The organism is Paeniglutamicibacter sp. NPDC012692 (genome assembly GCF_042901625.1).
Lineage (GTDB): Bacteria > Actinomycetota > Actinomycetes > Actinomycetales > Micrococcaceae > Paeniglutamicibacter.
On sequence record NZ_JBIBDE010000004.1, the window covers coordinates 275,143 to 295,842 of the forward strand.

The window sequence follows — 20,700 nt, forward strand, 5'->3', positions numbered from 1 at the left end:
AGCTCAATTCGAGGGATGGTTCGGTGATGCCGGGACGGTACGGCGGGTGTTTGCGTGTGCTGCTGCAATGGTGTGGATCAGCCGGGCAGCGGCGCGGGCGGTTCTGTTGTCTATGTCAAAGCGGGGGTTGAGCTCGACGACATCGACGTGGGCCAACTTGGGAGTGTTGGCCACCAGCTTGCACACGGCTAGAACGACTTCGAAGGGAACGCCAAGGGCCGCGGGGGCGCTGACACCCGGGGCAAGGTACCCGGGAAGCACGTCCAAGTCGATGGTGAGGTAGACGGCGTCGACCTCGTTGAGGAAATCGGTGACGAACGTCTTGACGGATTCGACGTCCGCGAGACCGCATTCCTCGTCGCGCAGGTACTTGACGTTGAGTTCTGCCGCAGTTTCAAAAAGTTCGGCGGTGTTGTTCGGTTCGCTGATGCCGACAACCCGATACTCAAGATCACGCCCCTCGGCTGTCTCGGCGACGGCGATCTGCAGGAACGGCGTTCCGGATGACGGAACGGGATCCGAGCGCAGGTCAAAGTGCGCATCAAGGTTGAGGATGCCCAGCTTCTTTCCGGCCATGGCTGAGCTGGATCGCAGGCCCAGGTAGCTGCCGTATGCGGTTTCATGGCCGCCTCCCAGCACGACGGGCAGGTTCCCGGAATCGATGGCCGCGGCGATGGCGGACCCCAAGAGCCGCTGTCCGGATTCCAGGTCTCCATCCGCCACGGTGACGTCGCCCAGATCCGTGGCCACCAGGGACGAATCGGCAGACAGGGACGACAATGCCGTCCGGATGGCGGCGGGGGCATTCGCCGCGCCCACTCGCCCGTTGTTGCGTCGGACACCCTCGTCGCTGCGGAAGCCGAGCAGGGCAAGGCCTGCTTTCCCCGTCGTCGGGGAGTTCACGGCATGGTGCCAGCGTCGGTGCTGGGGCCCGGGTCCGTCATCCCGTCCGGTCCAGGGGAGCGGGCTGAAATCGGTGGTCATGAAATTCCTTTGTCGTTGGGATTGAAGGTGAGGGCGGCTGAACGGGTCAGCCCAATCAGCGTTTTTTCGTGGCGAATGGCCCGCGCGCTGGGAGCCATGGTGCTGACGGCACCGGCGAGCTGCCCGGCGGCGTCAAATACGGGAAAGCTGACGCCCCAGACTCCCGCATCCACGGAGCCCTGGCTCACGGCGAATCCACGGGCCACGACAATGCGCAGCTCACGGCGCAAGGCGTCCTGCTCGGCAGCGCCCAGGTCCAGCCCGGCGATGATCTGTGCCTGCCTTTCCTCCGGCAGGTGCGCCAGCAGGGCCAACGCGCTTGCCCCGCGGTGCAGCGGGTGTGCCAGGCCGGCGGAATAGCTGCAGCGCAGCATTTGCGGACCTTCGATGGCTTCCACGCAAAGAGCCTGATCGCCGCTGACCACGAGGTAAGCGGCCAGTTCCTGGGTCTCGTCGGAGAGCAGCTGGAGGTGGGCGCTGATATGGCTCTTGATCACGGCCTCTTGGCGGAAGTTTGCCGCGAGCCTGAGCGATTCCGGGCCGGCACTGTACTGGCCCCGGCGTGCGGTCGGGGCGACCAGGCCGGAGTGCACCAGCGCCGTCAGGTGCCGGTAGACGGCACTGACCGGGATGCCTGTCACCTTGGTGATCTGCGCCGCCGTCAAGGTGCGGTGCCTGGCGAACTCCAACAGGATGTCAACAAAACGCGAAGCGCCGCTGTCCGCTATCACGGAAGCGGTCGATTCTCTAGTCATGACACCGATCTTAGGGGCAGATTCCATGGCGGGAATCGTTAAATTCCCACTATTTGGGAATTTAATTTCCGCGGAGTGGGAATCGTTTGGATCCTGCGGGGGCGGCCGGCTTCCCTAAGCGCACCCTGATTAGGTCAAATCCATGCCCTGGGGGCTCCGGACGCAGACCGCACCCAAGCATGGAGCGGCCGCCGGGGCCAATGATGCGCCTGGACGCCTGGACGAGGGCGGGTGTCAACAGCCCGAAGCCGGCCAACGAGGCCAGGGCGATGGTGCGGTCCGGGCACGGGTGCGTCGGGAAGCTCCCACGCCGGTTCCGGCATCCACCGGGTGCACGGCTGCACCGGCCACCGCCGCGGAAACGCCGGAATGCATGCCGACACTCGGCGGGGATCTCCGGCCGCCCGGAGCTTCCACGCCCTGGCCGTTGTCCGGATGCGTCCGATGTTTGCGCACCCGACCCCTTCCGTTCAAAAAATACCCGGTGACTAGTTCACTCTTAGGGCGTAGGTTTGTCTTGACGGACAATGAATCCGTCATTGTCCGGCAGGGCGGTTCCGAGGGGAGGAAGCCGGATGGGCGATACTGCGAAGCATTCGTCGATGCTGGTCACCATGCTCCCCGACGGATGCCTACCCACCTACAACCGTTGCAGGGGATTTTGCCCCGATGGGAGTCAAAAGTGGTAGCTAACCAGAAGCAGTCGACCCAAACCGATATCGAGCCAACGCGCACCTTCGTGCTGGACACCTCGGTGCTGATTGCAGACCCCCACGCCATGCTGCATTTTGCCGAACACCACGTGGTGCTTCCGCTGATCGTGATCATGGAGCTGGAACACAAGCGCAACGACCCCACGATCGGCTTCTTCGCCCGCGAGGCCCTGCGCACCCTCGATGAGATGGGCCGGAAAGCCGGCGGCATGGCCAACTCCATGCCGGTCGGAAAGGTCGGGGGAACGCTGCGTGTCGAGGTGAACCACATTTCGCCCGAGGTGCTGCCCGTCGGGTTCCGCAACTCGGACAACGACTCCAAGATCCTGGCCGTTGCCAAGTCCCTGCTCGACGATGGGGTCGATGTCACGCTGGTGTCCAAGGACCTGCCGATGCGCGTCAAGGCCTCGGTGATGGGCCTGAACGCGGAGGAATACCGCAACGAACTGGTTGCCTCCTCCGGATGGACGGGCGTCGCCGAACTGAACATCACCGAAGAGGAGATGAGCGCCCTCTACGCCTCGGAATCGATCGATCTTCCGGAGGTTGCCGAGCAGCCCTGCAACACCGGGCTGGTCATCCATTCCCCGCGCGGTTCCGCATTGGGCAGGGTGGACAGGAACCACCTGGTCCACCTGGTGCGCGGGGACCGCGAGGCCTTCGGGCTGCGCGGACGTTCGGCCGAACAGCGTTTGGCCCTGGACCTGCTGCTGGACAAGGAAGTCGGCATCGTCTCGCTCGGCGGTCGTGCCGGAACCGGCAAGTCGGCGCTGGCGCTGTGCGCCGGACTGGAGGCGGTCATGGAACGCCGCGAGCACCGCAAGATCATGGTGTTCCGTCCGCTGTATGCGGTCGGCGGCCAGGAACTCGGCTACCTGCCGGGTGCCGAGAACGAGAAGATGAACCCCTGGGCGCAGGCGGTCTTCGACACGCTCGGCTCGGTGGTCTCCAAGAACGTGGTCGACGAGGTGCTCAGCCGCGGAATGCTGGAGATCCTGCCGTTGACGCACATCCGCGGGCGCTCGCTGCATGATGCCTACGTGATCGTCGACGAGGCCCAGTCCCTGGAACGCAACGTGCTGCTCACGGTGCTCTCGCGCATCGGGCAGAACTCCAAGGTCGTGCTCACGCACGACGTGGCCCAGCGCGACAACCTGCGGGTCGGGCGCCACGACGGTGTCGCGGCGGTGGTCGAACTGCTCAAGGGGCACCACCTCTTCGGGCACGTCACCCTCACCCGCTCCGAGCGTTCGGAGATCGCCGCACTTGTCACGGAGCTGCTGGAAGAGAAGTTCAGCTAGGGGCCCGCGGCCGGCACGCGGGACTGCGTGCCGGCCGCACGGCTAGCGCTGGTGCCGGCCCGGCGCATGTGTGCCGGGTGACGGGATCGGCCACAACGGCGCCTCACGCACGTCGGAGAGCGAGGCCTTCGGCTGGGTGAACAGGCCGTCGATCATGTACTGGTCCACGGCCTGGATCTTCACGTGGTGCTCGGCGCCGGCGTCCTCGCCGGTGAGGACGGTGCGCTCGACGCACAGGCCGGTGGCCCTGTCGATGCGCAGCCGGGTGACGCCGGTGCCAAGCAGCGGGGCATCCGGAACCACGGGGGAGTAGGAATGTCCGCGCGACAGGTCCGCCTCGAGGCAGGGACGGCCCGCCTCGTCGCGCATCTCACGCAGCGCATGGACGATGCTGGGGTGCGGGAACGGCAGGTCGGCGGGCCCGGGGGCAAATCCGGCGATTTCCACCGGATCCAGGAACGCATTCCACATGCCCACCGGCATGAGCTCGTTGACGTAGGCCGCTTCCGGGCGGCGCGAGACAAGCCCGTCGTCCCCGTAGACGGGGGCGAGCAATTGCGGCGGCAGCAACCACGACTTCCGGGTTGCGGCGAGAAACGATGCCGACTTGGAATCGTTGATGGTGTCGGTGCGGAACAGGACCTTGCCCGTCGGATCCTCCACGCGCACCGCATCGGGGCGCCGGATCAGCACCGTGAGGCTTTCCGGCCGGTTCTCCGCGGCGAATCCCACGGCCCGGTGCTCGGGATCGTGGGCGCTGATCTCGATCTGGATGGTCTTCCAAAGCCACGGGGAGGAGCGGGCAAGCCGCCGGAAATGCCCCATCAGCTCCTTGCTGGGAGCCTGGTCCGGGTCCGGGAACACTGCCGCGCCGTTGAGCTGATCCATGTGATCAGTCTAGCGAGGATGGGCCCGCCTGCAGCCGGATGCGGCCGGGGCGTTCCGGTGCAGGTGGAGCGCTGGTTTTATGAACAATCGGGGCGCGTCGTGCGGAGGCGGGGACGGCTTTGCGCATAGTGTGTGGCCTATGCCAGTACAAATTTGGGGTTGGCTCACCACGCAGAGCCCGATGATGGTGGCGGCGGGAATATTGGCCGCGTGCGCGGTCCTGCTCTTCGTCGTCAACGCGGTCAGGCTCACCGCCATCGACTTCCGCTCGCACCTGCTGCCCAACCGGATCCTCTGGCCGTGGTTCCTGGCCGCCGCCGTCCTGCTCGGGGCGGCAGCCCTGCTGGCGGGCGATCCGGCAATGCTCTTGCGGACGCTCTTGGGTGGGGTGATCCTCTTCGCAGGCTACATGGTGTTGCACCTGATCGCCCCCGCCGGAATGGGCCTGGGAGACGTGAAGCTCGCGGCCGTGCTGGGCCTCTATCTGGGGTTCGTGTCCTACACGCACCTGCTCATGGCCACCGCGCTGGCCTTCATCCTGGGCGCGCTGTGGTCCGGCGCGCTGTTGCTCACCCGCAAGGTGACAATGCGTTCCTCGGTGGCGTTCGGCCCATTCATGCTGCTGGGTGCGGCGATTTCGCTGGCCGTGGCCGGCTAGGTTCCGTGGCCGGCGGGATTCGTGGGACGGTACGGGGCGTGGCAGGATGAAAAGCATGGCCACCCCTGACTTCATTCTCGAACTCCGCACGAAGATCGGCACCGGCCCGCTCTGGCTCCCCGGGGTCAAGGTCGTGTTGCTCCACGAGGACCGCGTCCTGCTGGTCCGGCGCGCCGACAACGGTCGGTGGACGCTCCCGGCGGGAATCCTCGAGCCGGGGGAGGAGCCCGCGATCGCCGCGGTGCGCGAGGTGTTCGAGGAAACCGGCGTGCACTGCAAGGTCACGCGGCTGGTCGGCGTAGCCACCACGGACCAGGCCGTCTACCCCAACGGCGACCGTGCGCAGTACCTCGACGTCATCATGGCCGCCAGCTACTTGGGCGGGGAAGCCCGCGTGAACGACGACGAGAACCTCGAGGTCGGCTGGTTCGGGCTCGACGGGATGCCCGATGTTCCGCCGAAGCACGCACGTGCGATCGAATGGGCCCGTGAACCGAGGGACGAAGGCCACTTCATCGCCGAATGACAAAAGCACCCCCTGCCTTGTGGACCCGAAACGGGTACGGCCGCGAGGCAAGGGGGTGCTTTTGGTTGATCGGCTAGCGGGCGTCGCTTCCCGAGATCCGGTCGGCGTTCGACCCGGCAACGTCGGGCTCAGCAGCGACCGACCCGGCGGAACCGCCGGCGCGTGCCTCGGCCTCGAGGTCCTCTGCTTCCTTGCCTCCGATGGCCTCGCCGCGTGCCACCATGCCGGCGGTGTCCGAGAGCTTGACCTGCTTCAGGAACAAGGCCAGCACGAAGGCGATGAGGATGAACGGGATCAGGTACCAGAACACCGGTGCCAGCGAGTCGGCATAGGCGTTCACGATGCCCTCACGCACGGCATCCGGAAGCTGCGACATGGTCTGCGGGTCCAGGGTTGCCGTGGCGCTGCCGGCATCGGCCGCGTTGGCCCCGGCTCCGGTGAAGACATCGGTGAGCTTCTCGGAGAGGCGGTTGGTGAACATCGCACCGAAGATCGCCACGCCCAGGGACGCGCCAACCTCACGGAAGTAGTTGTTCGTGGAGGTCGCGGTGCCCACCATCGAGGGATCGACGGCGTTCTGGACGACCAGCACGATCACCTGCATGATCAGGCCCAAACCGGCGCCGAAGACGAACAGGTACACGCAGATCAGCCACAGCGGGGTGGTGGCGGACAGCGTGGTGAAGGCCAGCATGGCGACTGCGGTGATCAGCGCGCCGGCGATTGGGTAGCCCTTGTACTTGCCGGACTTGGTGATCGCGATGCCCGAGTAGATGCTGGTGCCCATCAGGCCCACCATCATCGGTAGCATCAGCAGGCCGGAGACCGCGGCGGAGGTGCCCGAAGACATCTGCAGGAACGTCGGGACGAACGCGATGGCCGCGAACATGCCAAGGCCAAGGGTGAAGCCGATGGCCGTGGCGTTGACGAAGACGCGGTTCTTGAACAGCGCCAGCGGGATGATCGGGTCCTCGGCACGCGCCTCGGCGATCACGAACAGCACGACCGCTGCCAGCAGGCCAAGACCCCAGCCCCAGGTCTCGATGGCGCCCCAGCCATGGTTCTTCGATCCGCCGAAGTCGGTGAAGAAGATCAGGCAGGTGGTGGCGATCGAAAGCAGCAGCACGCCCAGCATGTCGATCTTCTTGGTGGACTTCTTGTTCGGGATGGTCAACGCGAACCAGGCGATCAGGAAGGCGCCGATGCCGATCGGGATGTTGATGTAGAACGCCCACTGCCAGGTCAGGTGGTCGACGAAGAAGCCGCCGAGCAGCGGGCCGGCAACCGCGGAGAGACCGAAGATGGCGCCCAACGGGCCCATGTACTTGCCGCGCTCGGAGGCCGGGACGATGTCGGCGATGATGGCCTGCGAGAGGATCATCAAACCGCCGCCGCCCAGGCCCTGCATGGCGCGGAAGATCACGAACATCCAGAAGCTGCCCGCGAAGGCCGCGCCGATGGAGGCCAGCGTGAACAGCGCGATGGCGATCAGGAACAGGTTGCGGCGGCCCAGCACGTCGCCGAACTTGCCGTAGATCGGCATCACGATGGTGGTGGCCAGCAGGTAGGCGGTGGTGATCCAGGCCTGGTGCTCGACGCCGCCGAGCTGCCCCACGATGGTGGGCATGGCGGTGGAGACGATGGTCTGGTCCAGGGAGGAGAGCATCATTCCGGCGATCAGCGCCGAGAAGATGATCCAGATGCGCCGCTGCGTCAGCAGCAGGGGCGCGGCGCCCGGCGCGGGCCGGGAAGCGGTGGCGGTGGACATAAGTGTTTCCTTGGGATCGTGTCGGGAGAATTGGTGTGGGGGCGTCGGGCGGGGGAGTGCCTGGCGCGTCCGGCGGGACGGTGCCGGATCAGTCGCGGAACAGCGGCTGGGCGAAAAGCTCCTGGGTGAGCCTCATGAGGTTCAGGAATTCTTCCTCGAGCGAGGTCTTCCGCGATGAGGCCACATAGCGCTGGACCGCCTGGTGCGTTGCGAACTTGATGTTGTGCACGAGCAGGCCCAGCCCCGGGTGGTCGGCCGCGACGCCTTCGCGCCGGGCCACCAATGCCATGAACTCCTTCATGCGTTCCGGGCCGACCTCGACCATCTTGGCCAGCAGCTCCGGTTCTCGGTGCACGGCCTCGAAAAAGCCGTGTGCGCTCAGGATTTCTTCCTCGTCGCGGCGCAATTGCGCCACGATTAGCTCCACGAGATCCGCGAGCAGCGTCGGGGAGATCCCGACGATCCCGGCCGGCCGGGCGTCCATGAAACGTGCCAGGGACTCGGCGGGGAGGCCGTCGTCGATGTGCCCGAAGACGGCGTCCAACTTCGTGGCGAAGTAGTTGAAGAAGGTTCGGCGTGAAATGCCGACCCGTGAGCACAGCTCCTCGATGGTGAACCCGGAAAAGCCGTGTTCGGCAGTGAGCTCGCGGGAGCACCGGGTGATCGCAAGGCGCGTTTTCTGCATGCGCGCGCTGCGGGTCGGCGGGGCCGCCCCCGTTTCACCGGATGAGCTAATTGCACTTTCATTCATATAGTGCAGTTTTGCACTATTGGTTGCAGGGTGCAACTTTTGTGGTTCGGCTCACGGGGCGGATGACACCGGTGCCACCCTCGGCGGCAACCCGGAAGCAACGGGGGAATTGAGATCGTTCTCCCGTGCCCCCGGGAGGGGTGTCCCGGGGGCCGCTTGCGCACTTCGGTCCACTGCCGCGCTGACCTGTGCAGGCGTAGCATGGGGGCATGGAGACGACCGGATGTGCGGTGGTCGGAGGCGGCCCGGCGGGCATGATGCTGGGCCTGCTGCTGGCCAGGGCCGGGGTGCGGGTGACGGTGCTGGAGAAGCACGGCGATTTCCTGCGGGACTTCCGCGGCGACACGGTGCATCCGTCCACCATCCGGCTGCTGGACGAGCTCGGCCTGGGCGAGGAATTCCGCAGGCTTCCGCAAAGCCGCCTGCAAAACGTCGCTTTCCCCGTACGCGGCGGCCGCCTGGTGACGCTGGGTGACTTCTCGTTGCTGAAGCCGCCGTACAACTACGTGGCCATGATGCCCCAGTGGGACTTCCTGGATTTCCTGGCCCGCGCCGCCGCGCTGGAGCCCACGTTCACCCTGCTGATGGAGCACACCGCGACGTCCTTGGTGTCCGACGGCCGGCGCATCACCGGCGTGCGCCATCGGAGATCCGACGGGAGCGAGGACACGCTTCGCGCGGACCTCGTCGTCGCCACGGACGGACGGCACTCCGTGTTGCGGCGGGCCGCCGGGTTGCAGCAAAGGGACTTTCCGGTGCCGTTCGACACCTGGTGGTTCCGGCTGCCCCGCTATTCGACCGAGCCGGGGGAAGTGGCCGGGATCGTTCCCTCCTTCGGGAACGGCGAGGGCGTGATTGCCCTGTTCCGGGACGACTACTACCAGATGGGCTACTTCGCGCCCAAGGGCTCGGACGCGCGCCTCCGCAGCGAGGGGGTGGAGCGCTTCCGGCAGCGGATCGCCTCCGCCCGGCCCGACCTCGCGGACCGGCTTGACGCCATTGGTTCGATGGATGACCTGCACATGCTTGACGTGCGGTTGGACCGGCTGCGGCGCTGGTACGTGGACGGGCTGCTGTGCATCGGGGACGCGGCCCACGCGATGTCGCCCGTGGGCGGGGTGGGCATCAACCTTGCCATCCAGGATGCCGTGGCCGCGGCGGCAAAGCTGGCGCCGGCCTTGCTGCGCGGCAACGTCACGGTGAAGGACCTTGCAGCGGTCGAACGCAGGCGCCGGTTCCCCACCAACCTCATCCAGGGCGTCCAACGGATCATGCACCACGAGGTGTTTGCCCCGCTGTTCACCGGGAAAAGGTCCGGCGGTCCGCCGGCAATGCTGTTTTGGGCCCGGCACGTTCCGGTGGCGCGGACCGTCATGCCCCGGCTGATCGGCCTCGGGCCCCGGCCCGAGCACGCTCCCGACTTCGCAAGGCGCCCGCAGCGGCCGACGCCGCACTAGCAACGACGTCCGTGGTGGGCGGACCTCGCGGTCCGGCCCCGGCAACCGGATACCCGGCCGCGGGGACCGGCCCGCACAGCCACCCCCCGGAACCAACCGCTAGTGGTTGCCGGTCATGGTGGTGACATCGAGCAACTCGTCGAGCTGCGCCTCGGTGACTTCCCCGCGCTCCACAAAGCCAAGCGCGACGGTCGCCTGGCGCACCGTCAGCTGCTCGGCCACGGCCTTCTTGGCGATCTTCGCGGCGTTCTCGTAGCCGATCAGCTTGTTCAGCGGGGTGACGATTGAGGGGGAGGCCTCGGCGAGGAACCGCGCGCGCTCGACGTTCGCGGTGATGCCGGAGACCATCTTCTCGGCCATGACGCGGGTGGTGTTGCCCAGCAGGCGGATCGATTCGAGCAGGTTGGAGGCCATCACCGGGATGCCGACGTTCAGCTCGAAGGCGCCGTTGGTGCCGGACCACGCGATCGCGGTGTCGTTGCCGATCACCTGGGCGGCAACCATGATCGCTGCCTCGGAGATCACCGGGTTGACCTTGCCTGGCATGATCGAGGAGCCCGGCTGCAGGTCAGGGATCGCGATTTCGCCCAGCCCGGTGTTGGGCCCGGACCCCATCCAGCGCAGGTCGTTGTTGATCTTCATGAGCGAGATCGCGATGTTGCGCAGCTGCGCGGAAGCCTCGATCAGGCCGTCGCGGTTGGCCTGGGCCTCGAAGTGGTTGCGGGCCTCGGTGATCGGCAGCCCGGTGTCCTGCGCCAGCAGCTCGATGACGCGCTCCGGGAAGCCCGCCGGGGTGTTGATGCCGGTGCCCACCGCGGTGCCGCCCAGCGGGACCTCGGCCACGCGCGGCAGCGTGGCCAGGATGCGTTCGACGCCGTAGCGCATCTGCGCCGCATAGCCCCCGAACTCCTGGCCCAAGGTCACCGGGGTGGCGTCCATCAGGTGGGTGCGCCCGGACTTCACCACGTCCGTGAACTCGGCGGCCTTGGCTTCCAGCGCCGCGGCCAGGATCTCGAGGCCCGGGACCAGGTCGCCCAACAGGCCCGCCGTCGCCGCAACATGCACGGAGGTCGGGAAGACGTCGTTGGAGGATTGCGACGCGTTGACGTGGTCGTTCGGGTGCACGACCGTCTCGGAGCCGGCCGCCGCGAGCGCGCGGGTGGCCAGTTCTGCGAGCACCTCGTTCATGTTCATGTTCGAGGAGGTGCCGGACCCGGTCTGGAACACGTCGATCGGGAAGTGCTCGTCGTACTTGTTTTCCGCAACCTCGTCCGCGGCCGCGACGATCGCGTGCGCGCGCTCGGCATCCAGCACCCCGAGCTCCAGGTTGGCCAGCGCGGCCGCCTTCTTCACCTGGGCCAGCGCGCGGATGTGCGCGGGCTCGAGCCTCTTGCCGGAGATGGGGAAGTTCTCCACGGCGCGCTGGGTCTGTGCCCGGTAGAGGGCGGCGGCCGGAACCCGGACCTCGCCCATGGTGTCGTGTTCGATGCGGAAGTCAGCAGAATTGTCCATGGCTCCCACGGTACGCCCGCAAGTCGCCCAACGGCAGGTCATCATGCAATCGGCGAAACCGGGAATAGATCAAGACCGTCCGCCGGACCGGCGGCGTGCCAAACGCACGATGCGTGTGCGGGAAGGATCCCGCACACGCATCGAATGCCGTGCCTGCGTGCGGTGCCCGCACACGCCGCCAGGCTAGAGGACGCCGAAGCCCGAGACCATCTCGGCCTTGCCCTCGGCCAGCCGGTAGGTCACGCCGATGACGGCCGTCCGGCCTTCTTCCACGGCATCGGAAATGATGCGGGACTGCTCGACCAGTCGATGTGTCGTCTGCTGCACGTGCTCCACCACGGTGGTGTTCACGTCGTGGATGCCGTTGCGGCGTGCGGCGATGACCGACGGGGTGATGTGTTCGACGAGGTCGCGGATGAAGCCCGGGGGCATCTTTCCGCTCTTGACCGAATCGATGGTCGCCGTCACCGCGCCGCACGAGTCGTGGCCCAGGACCACGATCAGCGGGACGTTGAGCATGGCGACGGAGTATTCGAGGGAGCCCAGGGCCGCGGCGTCGATGACGTGGCCGGCGGTGCGCACCACGAACACGTCGCCCAGACCCAGGTCGAAGATGATCTCGGCGGCAAGTCGCGAGTCGGAACAACCGAAGATCACGGCGAAGGGGTGCTGCTTGTCCACCAGGGAGTGGCGGCGCATTGCGTCCTGGTTGGGGTGGTCTGTGCTGCCTGCAACAAACCGGGAGTTTCCCTCACGCAATTTCCGCCAGGCTTCGGCGGGCGTGAGGTCAAGGGAGTCGACTGAGGTGCCGGGTTCGTTCATGTTTTTCAGCTTAAGCCCAGGAGTGCCGTCCGTCTGCACATTGTTCGAAGCATGAAGCGCGACCGCCGTGTGGGAAAAGTCTCACCGGAAAACCCGATGTGCGGCCGCCGGCCCTAGCCGGAGGGAGGGGTCAGGATCCCGGAATCTGCTGCTGCGCCAGGCGGGCCAGCGCGTCGAGGGTCTCGATGCCGCTGTCGCTGGTGAGCACCACCGTCGAGTCACCGAACTTGGAGATCAGGACCTGGTCCTTGTCTTTCTTGCGCAACTCCCAGGCGTTTCCGTCGACCACGTGCTCGCCGGCCGGTGCGGCGTTGTCCGTGACGGTCGCCAGCCATGACGGGTTTGCGTCGGCGCTCTGGCGGACCCAGACGAACTTCTCGTCGTGGGTGACGACGCCGAGCTCCCAGTACTTGATGCCGTCGATGTTTCCGGTGATCCAGCGCGCGAAGTTCACGTAGTCGCCCTCCGGCATCGCCGGGGCCCAGGGGGTGAATGCGGCGTCGGCTGCGGCCTGCGAGGCAACGGCCGTGACGTCGACGGGCTGGCGGTAGGTGTCGGCCTTGTTGCCCGGGTTGATCAGGACCACCGGGATGGCCACGGCGACGGTGAGCACCACGGAAATGATCATGCCCTTGAGCGTCTGGTTGGCGCGCTTGGCCTGCGATGGGGTCAATACCGGCTTGAACGGCAATGGGGACTCGCCGGCCGCGGGGTTTTCCTGTGCCGCCGGCGGCTCGGTTGCTGCGGCGGGGGCGGATGCGTGCGCGGAACGGTCTTCGGGGTGCTGGGTCACCACACCATTCTCCCGCATCCGTGCCGCAGAATCTAAACGCGGGATCGCACCGGCCCGAGTCGGTGCTTCGGAACGAGTTGACCGCGGACGATATGATGGAACTTGTTGGCCCCCGGCAAACGAACAGATCTCAACGACGAGGAAGACCGTGACTGAAGCCACGAATTTTGCCCACCTGTCCCCACGACTTTCGGTCGGCGACGCCGAACCGGACCGCAACCTGGCCCTTGAGCTGGTGCGTGCCACCGAAGCCGCAGCCATTGCCTCGAGCCCCTGGGTCGGCTTTGGCGACAAGAACGCCGCCGACGGCGCGGCAGTAGACGCCATGCGCTCGCTGCTGTCCACCGTGTCCTTCAATGGCGTCGTCGTCATCGGCGAGGGCGAAAAAGACGAAGCCCCGATGCTCTTCAACGGTGAGCACGTCGGCGACGGCACGGGCGCCGAGTGCGACGTCGCTGTTGACCCGATCGACGGCACCCGCCTGACCGCGCTGGGCATCGGCAATGCACTGTCCGTGCTGGCCGTTGCGGACCGCGGCTCCATGTTCGACCCGTCCGCGGTCTTCTACATGGAAAAGCTCGTCACCGGCCCCGAGGCAGCCGACCTGGTCGACCTGCGCCTGCCGGTCAAGCAGAACCTGCACCTGATTGCCAAGGCCAAGGGCAAGAAGATCTCCCAGATCACCGTCTGCATCCTTGACCGCCCGCGCCACGCCGGACTGGTCGATGAGATCCGTGCCGCAGGTGCGCGCACCAAGTTCATCATGGACGGCGACGTTGCAGGCGCAATCGCCGCGACCCGCGAGGACACCGGCGTCGACGTGCTGATGGGCATCGGCGGCACCCCGGAGGGCATCGTCACCGCCTGCGCCATCAAGTCGCTGGGCGGCATCATCCAGGGCCGCCTGTGGCCGATCGACGACGACGAGCGCCAGCGCGCCATCGACGCCGGCCACGACCTGGACCGCGTGTTGACCACCAACGACCTGGTCACCAGCGACAACTGCTACTTCGCAGCCACCGGCATCACCGACGGCGACCTGCTGCGCGGCGTCCGCTACAAGAACAACCGCATCCACACCCAGTCGATCGTGATGCGCTCCAAGTCGGGCACCATCCGCTTCGTCGAGGGCGAGCACCAGGCCGACAAGTGGGACGCCTACACCCGCTAGGCTCCGCTCCCGCTGCAAACGCTTGAGGGTCCCGCTCGGTTCATCATGAACCGAGCGGGACCCTCAAGTCGTTAATGCGGTATTGAGGGTGCCGCGGCGGGCTAGTCCCGTGCGGAAACCGTGACCGCGAAGGCTCGCGCGCCCGAACCCACGGAATGCCGGGCCACGGCAGGGGCCTCGGAGGCGCCGATGAACACGGATTCGCCCCGGTGCAGGACCAGGTCCCCGCGCGGGGTGTCCACGACAAGCTGCCCGTCGACGCAAACCATCAGCACGGGGCCGTTGGCCGCGATCGGCACGTCGGCATCCGCCATGTCCGTCGCGTCCCCCGCGGCGGGGATTTCGATGTGCTGCAGTTGGAACTCGTCGAACGGCGGCGCGAAGACTTGCTGGCCGAAGGCCGTTGTCTCGGGGGACAACAGGGGAACCTCCTGGGGCTCGAACACGGTGATCCGCAGCAGCTCCGGCAGGTCGATGTGCTTGGCGGTCAGGCCGCCGCGCAGCACGTTGTCGGAGTTGGCCATGACCTCCACGCCGAGCCCGCGCAGGTAGGCGTGGGCGTTGCCGGCGGCCAGGTAGATGGCCTGGCCCGGCGCCAGCTGGATCAGGTTGAGCATGAGCGACACCAGGATGCCCGGGTCGTTCGGGTAGTGGGCGTCCAGCGACGGCAGTTCGGCCAGCGCGGGGTGGGAGCGCAGCGATTCGTCGGACCGGACCGCCTGCAGGGCCCCTGCCGTCAGCTCGGTGAGTTCCGGGGCGCCGCAGAGCAGCCGCCCGAAGGCGTTGCGCAGCGCATCCTCGCCGGCCAGCAGCCCGATGATGTCGGCGCACGCCTCCGCGGCGACGCCGGAAATCCGCGGGAGCAGCAGGGAGAAAAGCCCGCTGATCTCCGCCGGTTCGCGGAAGCCGCTGAGCGCCGCGAAATCGGTGAGCGCGTAGATCATCTCGGGCTTGTGCGCGGCATCGCGGTAGTTTCGGTGCGGGGCGTCCAGCGGGATGCCCGCGGCGTTCTCCGCGGCGAACCCCTCAGCGGCCTGGGCAGCATTGGGGTGGACCTGGATCGACAGCGGCTTCTCCGCGGCCAGGAGCTTGAGCAGGAACGGCAGCGAGCCGTCCTGGCCGGCCAACCCGGTGCCAAGCAGCGTCCCGGCATCGCGGGAAATGAGATCGTCGAGTCCCGGGGTCTCTCCCGGGGCACCGGAGACGACCCTGGACGGGGCACTGGGGTGCGCGCCGATCCACATTTCGGCTTCCGGTTCCGCACCGGGCTCACGGCCCAGCAGGTCGGCGATCAGAGTGCGGGAACCCCAGGGGTAGTTGCGAAGGGGATTTTCCAATCGATACAAGGTGGCACGTCTCTCTACGGAACGGAGCATTCATTGTTGTTGGCCGCGATTTTCGACAGGATGTCGGTGCGGCCGATCTGTTCCAGGGTGACCAGGTACTCTTCCGTGAGCGCGGACCCGTCGGGCTTGGTGGTGGGCACCGAGGCCACACCCTCGTTGACATTGCCCGGTTCGCTGTTGCGTCCGCCGGAGCTGGACTTGCTGCTGGACGGGCTCGGGGCGGCGCTCTTGGTGCTGCCGCCCGAGGTCGCGGGCTTGTCGTCCGTGGCGGCCTTCTTCGGCTTGGCGGATTCTCCCGTGGTGGAGATCAGCGACGCGATGCGTTCGTGGATCTTGTCGAAGTCGGGGTACGTGGAGAACTTGTCGGAGGCCGATCCGAAGTCCGGGGCACCCAGCGTGAGGTGCTTGAACGGGGTGGAGCGGGCCTTGTCCGCCAGGTTCAGGAACGAGCCCAGCTGCTGCTGCGGGATGTTCGTCTCGACGAGGTCCTCGCCGGCATCCATGATCGACGTGAATCGGGTGAGCATGGTCTGCGGGCTGAACTGGGAGATCATCGCCTGCTGCAGGCATTGCTGGCGGGCGATGCGGTGGTAGTCGGTGGTGAACTCGCGGGAGCGGGCAAACCAGAGCGCCTGCTTGCCGGTGAACTTGTGGACGCCGGGTTCAAACCAGTGGGTGTTCACCGAGGAATTCGGCCACTTCTTGGCGTTGTAGGGGACCCAGCCGCCGGAATTGACGGTGACCCCGCCCATGGCGTCGATGAACCCCGCGAATCCTGCCATGTTGATCATGACGTAGCCCTGGACCTTCAGCCCGGTGGTGCCCTCGATGGCCTCCATGGTGGCCTGGGCCCCTGGGTTCTCCACGCCTGGGTAGAGGTCCGCGTGGCTGTCGGTGGCGTTGCGGTAGATGGCGTTGAAGAGGCACTCGTCGCCGCAGTTGTATCCGTTCGGGTACACCTTGCGCATCGGCGAATCCTCGGAGAACTGCGCGTTCTGGAAGTTTCGCGGGATGGAAATCAGCAGGGTCTTGCCGGTCTTGGCATCGACGCTGAGCAGCGACATGCTGTCGGTGCGCACGCCCTCGCGGTTTCCCGCGGAGTCGGAGCCGAAGACCGCAATGTTGTAGCGGCCGTCGACCGGCTTGAATGCGGGTCCCGCGCTGAAGACGTTGGAGATCGTTGCGCGGCCCTTGTTGAGCACGAACGCGCCGTAGCCCAGGGCGCCGCTGGTGGCCAGGATCGAGACGACCAGGCCGCCGGTGACGATCATCCGGGCCCCGGGGGCCAGCAACTTGGGGCGAATGATGGCCAACGTGTTCAGGAACATCAGCAGCCACCCGGCCGCCAGCAAGAACATGATGATGCTGGCCAGCAGCTGAACCCAGGACTGCGCGAAGAAGCTCAGCAGCCAGTCCCGCTTGACCAGGGCCAGCACGACCAGCGCGACGACCAAGGCCCAGCAGGCCATGGTGACGCGCATGGCGATCCCGCCCAACCCACGCTTGCCCGACACCCATTGGGCGCTGCCGGGGAAGACGAGGGTCAACAGCAACAGCACCACGGCGCGCTTGGTGCGCACCGGTGCCGTGGCCGACTCCGGATCCGGCAGAAGATCGGTCGAGCGTGCGGAGGGGCGGGTCGATGTCATAGGGGTCCTTACTCGCCGAACTCGGCGGATGCGGCTGCACGCAACGCGGCACCCTTGTCCGAGGCGACCTGGCGCAGACCCTCGGCGAACTCGATGAGCTGGGTACGCAGCGATGCGGCAAGCTCGTCGGTTCCGGTGGCCAGCATGCGTGCGGCCAGCAGGCCAGCGTTGCGCGCCCCGCCGATCGACACCGTGGCAACGGGGACGCCGGCCGGCATCTGCACGATCGACAGCAGCGAATCCATGCCGTCGAGCGTCTTCAGCGGCACCGGGACGCCGATGACCGGCAGCGGGGTGACCGAGGCAAGCATGCCCGGAAGGTGCGCGGCGCCGCCGGCGCCGGCGATGATGACGCGGATGCCGCGGGTGTGGGCTTCCTTGCCGTAGGCGATCATGTCCTCGGGCATGCGGTGCGCGGAGACGACGTCTGCCTCGAAGGGGATGCCGAATTCGGCGAGGGCCTCGGCGGCCAGGCGCATGACAGGCCAGTCCGAATCCGAGCCCATGACCAGTCCGACGAGCGGGGTTTCATTCGACATTTATGCTTGTCCTTCGGTGCTGGCGGCGGTCGTCGCCGGGACGCCGTCGCGGATCAATGAGGCGACGGTGTTGGCACGGGCGCGCAGCGACTCGGCGCTTTCGCCCGGCTCGGACACGACGTTGACGTGCCCGATCTTGCGTCCGGGACGCACCGACTTGCCGTAGGCGTGGACCTTTACGCGCGGTTCGGCGGCCAGGGCCGCGCGGAATGCCGAGTACAGGTCCTGGTTCTCGCCGCCGAGGTAGTTCTTCATGACGGTGATTTCGGCCAGCGCGTCGGTGGCGCCCAGCGGCAGGTCAAGGACCGCGCGCAGGTGCTGCTCGAACTGGCTGGTGATCGAACCGTTCATCGTCCAGTGCCCGGTGTTGTGCGGGCGCATCGCGAGCTCGTTGATGACAAAGCCCGCGCCGACGCCCGGGGTCTCGAAGAGCTCGGCGGCCATGACGCCGGTGACGCCGAAGGCGTTGGCGATCTTCAGGGCCGCGGCCTCTGCCGTGTGGGCGACCTCGGGGGAGATGTCCTGGGCCGGGGCGATGACCTCGTCGCAGACGCCGTCGACCTGGATGGTGTGCACCACGTCCCAGGCCTTGGAGTCGCCGGACGGGGTGCGGGCCACCAGCGCGGAAAGCTCGCGGGTGAACGCCACCTTGTCCTCGGCCAGCAGGGCGCCGTTGCCGAACCAGTCGGCCGCCTCGCGGGCTTCGGTGGCGTCGTCGATCATGCGCACGCCCTTGCCGTCGTAGCCGCCGCGCGGGGTCTTGAGCACGACGGGCCAGCCGATCTTCTCGCCGAAGGCGACAAGCTCCTCGACGGTTTCGACCGCGGCCCACGCCGGGTTGGGCAGGCCGAGTTCCTCGATCGCGGCACGCATGACGAGCTTGTCCTGGGCGTGGATCAGCGCGGCGGGGCGCGGCTGAACGTTGACGCCCTCGGAAATCAGCGCCTGCAGGTGCTCGTTCGGCACGTGCTCGTGGTCGAACGTGAGTACGTCGACACCGCGTGCGAATTCCCGCAGGGTTGCCAAATCTTTGTAGTCACCCACCGGTGCGTCGGCAACGGAGCGCGCAGCTGAGACATCCGGGCCTTCGGCCAGAATGCGTAGTTCGAATCCGAGGTTCAATGCCTCGGGGGCCATCATGCGTGCGAGTTGGCCTCCGCCAACAACGCCAATTACTGGAAACGTCACCTACATAGCCTACCCAACGCCGGTCGCGCGAAGCGGAGCCGAAGCGACTTTGGACACCATTCTTGGGTAACTTTCAGTGAACCGCATTAGAATACTTAGGTTGACCGGGTCATGAAGTCGCGGTTCGACCGCACCTTTGCACCCGGATCTCGAGTTTTCGGGGCGGTGCTATCAAACCAATCCGTGGAGGATCATGCAGACGAAGATCTGGGGCAGGCTCAACGGCCTCGTGTCGATGATGTGGCGCGAAGTCGCGAAATTCGGTGTTGTCGGCGGTGTCGCCTTCATCATCGATTCGGGCATCTACCTGTGGATGCTTGAGGGCCCGATGCACGACTCCGAGGTCAAGGCGAAGATCGTCGCGGGCGTTGTGGCCACCATGTTCTCGTGGGTTGCAAACCGCTTCTGGACGTTCCGCCACCGCCGGCAGGCCAACGTGGTGCGCGAACTGGTGATGTTCCTCATCATGAACGCCATCGGCCTGGGAATCGCCGCGGCCTGCGTGTGGATCACCAAGTACTGGATCGGGTTGACCGACACCACCAGCCTGTTCATTGCGGGTTCGGTCGTGGGCCTGGTGCTGGGAACCATCTTCCGCTTCTTCGCCTACCGCTTCTGGGTCTTCGGCGCCGAGCTGGACGAGGAAGAAGCCTTCGCGCACGATCGCGAGTTGATCGGCATGGGTGCCGAAACCGGCAGCACCGCGAAGATCGCCGCCCCGGCAGAACCGCAGCAGGCACAGGCCGAGAGCGAAACAGCCAAGTAGCTTTTCCTTGCGGCAGGGCAACGCCCGGCCGCAAGACAAAAAGGTTCCCGTCGTTTCCATCCAATGGGTGGAAACGACGGGAACCTTTTTTGCATCCGGGGGATGGGAGTGCGCCGGGAAGCAGTCCCTAGGCGGCCTGGTCCAGCCGGTTCACCACTCGTTCACCCGACAGCAGGCGGTCGGTGACCGCGACGCCTTCCTCGACGAGCACCACCGGGGTGCCGTTTGCCCACAGGCCGACGAGCGCCGGCAACAGGCGCTCAAGCGGCCATGCTGTGGTTGCGAGCGTGGTTCCCTCCGCGCCCGCCGGGGTGAATAGCTCGCTGAAGCTTTGCCCGCCGTCCGCGCCGTTCGCAGAGGCCAGGGCCACCGCGCTGGTGTCGATGGGCGAGGCAGAGTAGGAGTCCGCGTAGGCTCGCACCTCGGCGGCATAGTCGGTGGAGCCCACCGGAAGCTCGCCGTCGTAGGACATTGCCAGCGAGGGGAGCGGGACAACCAGCACCTCGACCGAGCCGCCCACATTGAGCGTTTCGGGGGAAGCCGTGACAAAGAGGTCCACGCTTCCGGGGTCCGTTCCCGGTGCGACGCAGCGCAATTCGGCACCCAAATGCCAGCACGCCAGGGCCAGCGCGGCGGACTTCCAATGCCCCGGCATGTCGGTGGCGACGGTGTCTCCGGGGGCTAAATCAAATTCTTCGCTCAAAAGGTTCGCGCTCTTGGCGACCCAGTTGTCGAAGACCCGGCCGCTGAGCTCGACGCGCTCGCCGTTTTGCGAGTACCAGGTGAGCCATGGATGGGTGGAGTGCCGGACCGGCGACAGCAGGGCCTCAACGGGAGATAACGAATTGGTATCAAAAGCCATGGGGAAGCTCCTTGTCATGCCCGAAATTCACGGGGAATTCACGGGGTTGCTGTTTTGCTGGTGTCTATCACTGAAGTCGCGGGCGTGGCGTGACTCTAAATCTACGATAACTTTCGCTAAAATCGTCGCCTCCACTTGACGCATCCGGAGTTACACCAGTGTAATTAGATAGTGAACCGTCCGGGAGAGCGAAATTGTCTCGCGGCGGCTTTTTATTGAGGAGCCGTCGCTGTTTTCCTAAGGTCTAGTTT

19 protein-coding genes are annotated in these 20,700 nt (G+C 66.4%); 6 read left to right on the top strand and 13 right to left on the bottom strand.

The genetic code is table 11. The features are described from left to right. Window positions 1-3: 3 nt before the first annotated feature. Both hutG and ACFY5D_RS15650 read right to left on the bottom strand, forming a co-directional pair. Window positions 4-984 (bottom strand): formimidoylglutamase, encoded by a 981-nt coding sequence (gene hutG / locus ACFY5D_RS15645; RefSeq protein WP_387531718.1) that lies wholly within the window; start codon window positions 982-984, stop codon window positions 4-6. Further along, window positions 981-1,739, bottom strand: coding sequence for an IclR family transcriptional regulator (locus ACFY5D_RS15650; protein WP_387531721.1), 759 nt, complete (start codon window positions 1,737-1,739; stop codon window positions 981-983). The genes hutG and ACFY5D_RS15650 overlap by 4 nt, the downstream gene beginning before the upstream one ends. Before the next feature lie 628 nt (window positions 1,740-2,367). Here ACFY5D_RS15650 and ACFY5D_RS15655 point away from each other — a divergent pair. Beyond that, window positions 2,368-3,753: a PhoH family protein gene (locus tag ACFY5D_RS15655; protein WP_387531724.1), complete on the top strand. Its 1,386-nt coding sequence runs from the start codon at window positions 2,368-2,370 to the stop codon at window positions 3,751-3,753. A gap of 42 nt (window positions 3,754-3,795) precedes the next feature. Here the strand turns inward: ACFY5D_RS15655 and ACFY5D_RS15660 are convergent, their stop codons facing one another. Further along, window positions 3,796-4,641, bottom strand: a complete 846-nt coding sequence (locus ACFY5D_RS15660; protein ID WP_387531727.1) for a hypothetical protein — start codon at window positions 4,639-4,641, stop codon at window positions 3,796-3,798. Between the two features lie 139 nt (window positions 4,642-4,780). Between ACFY5D_RS15660 and ACFY5D_RS15665 the strand changes: the two genes are divergently transcribed. Further along, complete coding sequence (locus tag ACFY5D_RS15665) at window positions 4,781-5,299, top strand: prepilin peptidase (RefSeq protein WP_387531730.1); 519 nt, start codon at window positions 4,781-4,783, stop codon at window positions 5,297-5,299. 55 nt (window positions 5,300-5,354) lie between these two features. Next, window positions 5,355-5,825, top strand: a complete 471-nt coding sequence (locus tag ACFY5D_RS15670; RefSeq protein ID WP_387531733.1) for an NUDIX domain-containing protein — start codon at window positions 5,355-5,357, stop codon at window positions 5,823-5,825. A gap of 73 nt (window positions 5,826-5,898) precedes the next feature. Here ACFY5D_RS15670 and ACFY5D_RS15675 read toward each other — a convergent pair whose 3' ends face one another. Beyond that, window positions 5,899-7,593: an MDR family MFS transporter gene (locus tag ACFY5D_RS15675; protein WP_387531736.1), complete on the bottom strand. Its 1,695-nt coding sequence runs from the start codon at window positions 7,591-7,593 to the stop codon at window positions 5,899-5,901. Window positions 7,594-7,681: 88 nt separating this feature from the next. Then, window positions 7,682-8,344, bottom strand: coding sequence for a TetR/AcrR family transcriptional regulator (locus ACFY5D_RS15680; RefSeq protein WP_387531739.1), 663 nt, complete (start codon window positions 8,342-8,344; stop codon window positions 7,682-7,684). 209 nt (window positions 8,345-8,553) lie between these two features. On the opposite strand from ACFY5D_RS15680, the gene ACFY5D_RS15685 reads away from it, so the two are divergent. Continuing rightward, entirely contained in the window at window positions 8,554-9,801 is a 1,248-nt protein-coding gene (locus ACFY5D_RS15685) for an FAD-dependent oxidoreductase (RefSeq protein ID WP_387531741.1), read from the top strand. 99 nt (window positions 9,802-9,900) lie between these two features. Here ACFY5D_RS15685 and ACFY5D_RS15690 read toward each other — a convergent pair whose 3' ends face one another. The 3 genes from ACFY5D_RS15690 to ACFY5D_RS15700 form a co-directional block, all read right to left on the bottom strand. Continuing rightward, a complete protein-coding gene (locus ACFY5D_RS15690; RefSeq protein WP_387531744.1) occupies window positions 9,901-11,313 on the bottom strand; it encodes a class II fumarate hydratase in 1,413 nt (470 codons plus the stop codon). Window positions 11,314-11,496: 183 nt separating this feature from the next. Further along, window positions 11,497-12,135 (bottom strand): carbonic anhydrase, encoded by a 639-nt coding sequence (locus ACFY5D_RS15695; protein WP_387531747.1) that lies wholly within the window; start codon window positions 12,133-12,135, stop codon window positions 11,497-11,499. A 130-nt stretch (window positions 12,136-12,265) separates the two neighbouring features. Continuing rightward, window positions 12,266-12,928, bottom strand: a complete 663-nt coding sequence (locus ACFY5D_RS15700; protein ID WP_387531750.1) for a DUF4245 domain-containing protein — start codon at window positions 12,926-12,928, stop codon at window positions 12,266-12,268. A 148-nt stretch (window positions 12,929-13,076) separates the two neighbouring features. On the opposite strand from ACFY5D_RS15700, the gene glpX reads away from it, so the two are divergent. Continuing rightward, window positions 13,077-14,099, top strand: a complete 1,023-nt coding sequence (gene glpX / locus ACFY5D_RS15705) for a class II fructose-bisphosphatase (RefSeq protein WP_387531753.1) — start codon at window positions 13,077-13,079, stop codon at window positions 14,097-14,099. Between the two features lie 101 nt (window positions 14,100-14,200). Here glpX and manA read toward each other — a convergent pair whose 3' ends face one another. The 4 genes from manA to ACFY5D_RS15725 are packed head-to-tail and all read right to left on the bottom strand — an operon-like array spanning window position 14,201 to window position 18,821. Beyond that, a complete protein-coding gene (gene manA / locus ACFY5D_RS15710; RefSeq protein ID WP_387531756.1) occupies window positions 14,201-15,436 on the bottom strand; it encodes a mannose-6-phosphate isomerase, class I in 1,236 nt (411 codons plus the stop codon). A 23-nt stretch (window positions 15,437-15,459) separates the two neighbouring features. Continuing rightward, complete coding sequence (locus tag ACFY5D_RS15715) at window positions 15,460-17,094, bottom strand: LCP family protein (RefSeq protein WP_387531759.1); 1,635 nt, start codon at window positions 17,092-17,094, stop codon at window positions 15,460-15,462. Window positions 17,095-17,102: 8 nt separating this feature from the next. Beyond that, window positions 17,103-17,633 carry a 5-(carboxyamino)imidazole ribonucleotide mutase gene (gene purE, locus ACFY5D_RS15720; protein ID WP_387531762.1) on the bottom strand — a complete coding sequence of 177 codons (531 nt, stop codon included), beginning with the start codon at window positions 17,631-17,633 and terminating at the stop codon, window positions 17,103-17,105. Beyond that, the gene (locus ACFY5D_RS15725) at window positions 17,634-18,821 is read right to left on the bottom strand and encodes a 5-(carboxyamino)imidazole ribonucleotide synthase (RefSeq protein WP_387531765.1); all 1,188 of its coding nucleotides are present in this window, start codon (window positions 18,819-18,821) and stop codon (window positions 17,634-17,636) included. A gap of 193 nt (window positions 18,822-19,014) precedes the next feature. On the opposite strand from ACFY5D_RS15725, the gene ACFY5D_RS15730 reads away from it, so the two are divergent. After that, complete coding sequence (locus ACFY5D_RS15730; RefSeq protein ID WP_387531768.1) at window positions 19,015-19,587, top strand: GtrA family protein; 573 nt, start codon at window positions 19,015-19,017, stop codon at window positions 19,585-19,587. 127 nt (window positions 19,588-19,714) lie between these two features. On the opposite strand, the gene ACFY5D_RS15735 is transcribed toward ACFY5D_RS15730, so the two are convergent. Further along, complete coding sequence (locus tag ACFY5D_RS15735) at window positions 19,715-20,449, bottom strand: TIGR03089 family protein (RefSeq protein WP_387531771.1); 735 nt, start codon at window positions 20,447-20,449, stop codon at window positions 19,715-19,717. Window positions 20,450-20,700 lie beyond the last annotated feature (251 nt).

Bases quoted from the DNA above. Each gene is read 5' to 3' on its own strand.
- hutG (WP_387531718.1), bottom strand. From the start codon at position 984: ATGACCACCGATTTCAGCCCGCTCCCCTGGACCGGACGGGATGACGGA.
- ACFY5D_RS15650 (WP_387531721.1), bottom strand. From the start codon at position 1,739: ATGACTAGAGAATCGACCGCTTCCGTGATAGCGGACAGCGGCGCTTCG.
- ACFY5D_RS15655 (WP_387531724.1), top strand. From the start codon at position 2,368: ATGCCTACCCACCTACAACCGTTGCAGGGGATTTTGCCCCGATGGGAG.
- ACFY5D_RS15660 (WP_387531727.1), bottom strand. From the start codon at position 4,641: ATGGATCAGCTCAACGGCGCGGCAGTGTTCCCGGACCCGGACCAGGCT.
- ACFY5D_RS15665 (WP_387531730.1), top strand. From the start codon at position 4,781: ATGCCAGTACAAATTTGGGGTTGGCTCACCACGCAGAGCCCGATGATG.
- ACFY5D_RS15670 (WP_387531733.1), top strand. From the start codon at position 5,355: ATGGCCACCCCTGACTTCATTCTCGAACTCCGCACGAAGATCGGCACC.
- ACFY5D_RS15675 (WP_387531736.1), bottom strand. From the start codon at position 7,593: ATGTCCACCGCCACCGCTTCCCGGCCCGCGCCGGGCGCCGCGCCCCTG.
- ACFY5D_RS15680 (WP_387531739.1), bottom strand. From the start codon at position 8,344: ATGAATGAAAGTGCAATTAGCTCATCCGGTGAAACGGGGGCGGCCCCG.
- ACFY5D_RS15685 (WP_387531741.1), top strand. From the start codon at position 8,554: ATGGAGACGACCGGATGTGCGGTGGTCGGAGGCGGCCCGGCGGGCATG.
- ACFY5D_RS15690 (WP_387531744.1), bottom strand. From the start codon at position 11,313: ATGGACAATTCTGCTGACTTCCGCATCGAACACGACACCATGGGCGAG.
- ACFY5D_RS15695 (WP_387531747.1), bottom strand. From the start codon at position 12,135: ATGAACGAACCCGGCACCTCAGTCGACTCCCTTGACCTCACGCCCGCC.
- ACFY5D_RS15715 (WP_387531759.1), bottom strand. From the start codon at position 17,094: ATGACATCGACCCGCCCCTCCGCACGCTCGACCGATCTTCTGCCGGAT.
- purE (WP_387531762.1), bottom strand. From the start codon at position 17,633: ATGTCGAATGAAACCCCGCTCGTCGGACTGGTCATGGGCTCGGATTCG.
- ACFY5D_RS15730 (WP_387531768.1), top strand. From the start codon at position 19,015: ATGCAGACGAAGATCTGGGGCAGGCTCAACGGCCTCGTGTCGATGATG.
- ACFY5D_RS15735 (WP_387531771.1), bottom strand. From the start codon at position 20,449: ATGGCTTTTGATACCAATTCGTTATCTCCCGTTGAGGCCCTGCTGTCG.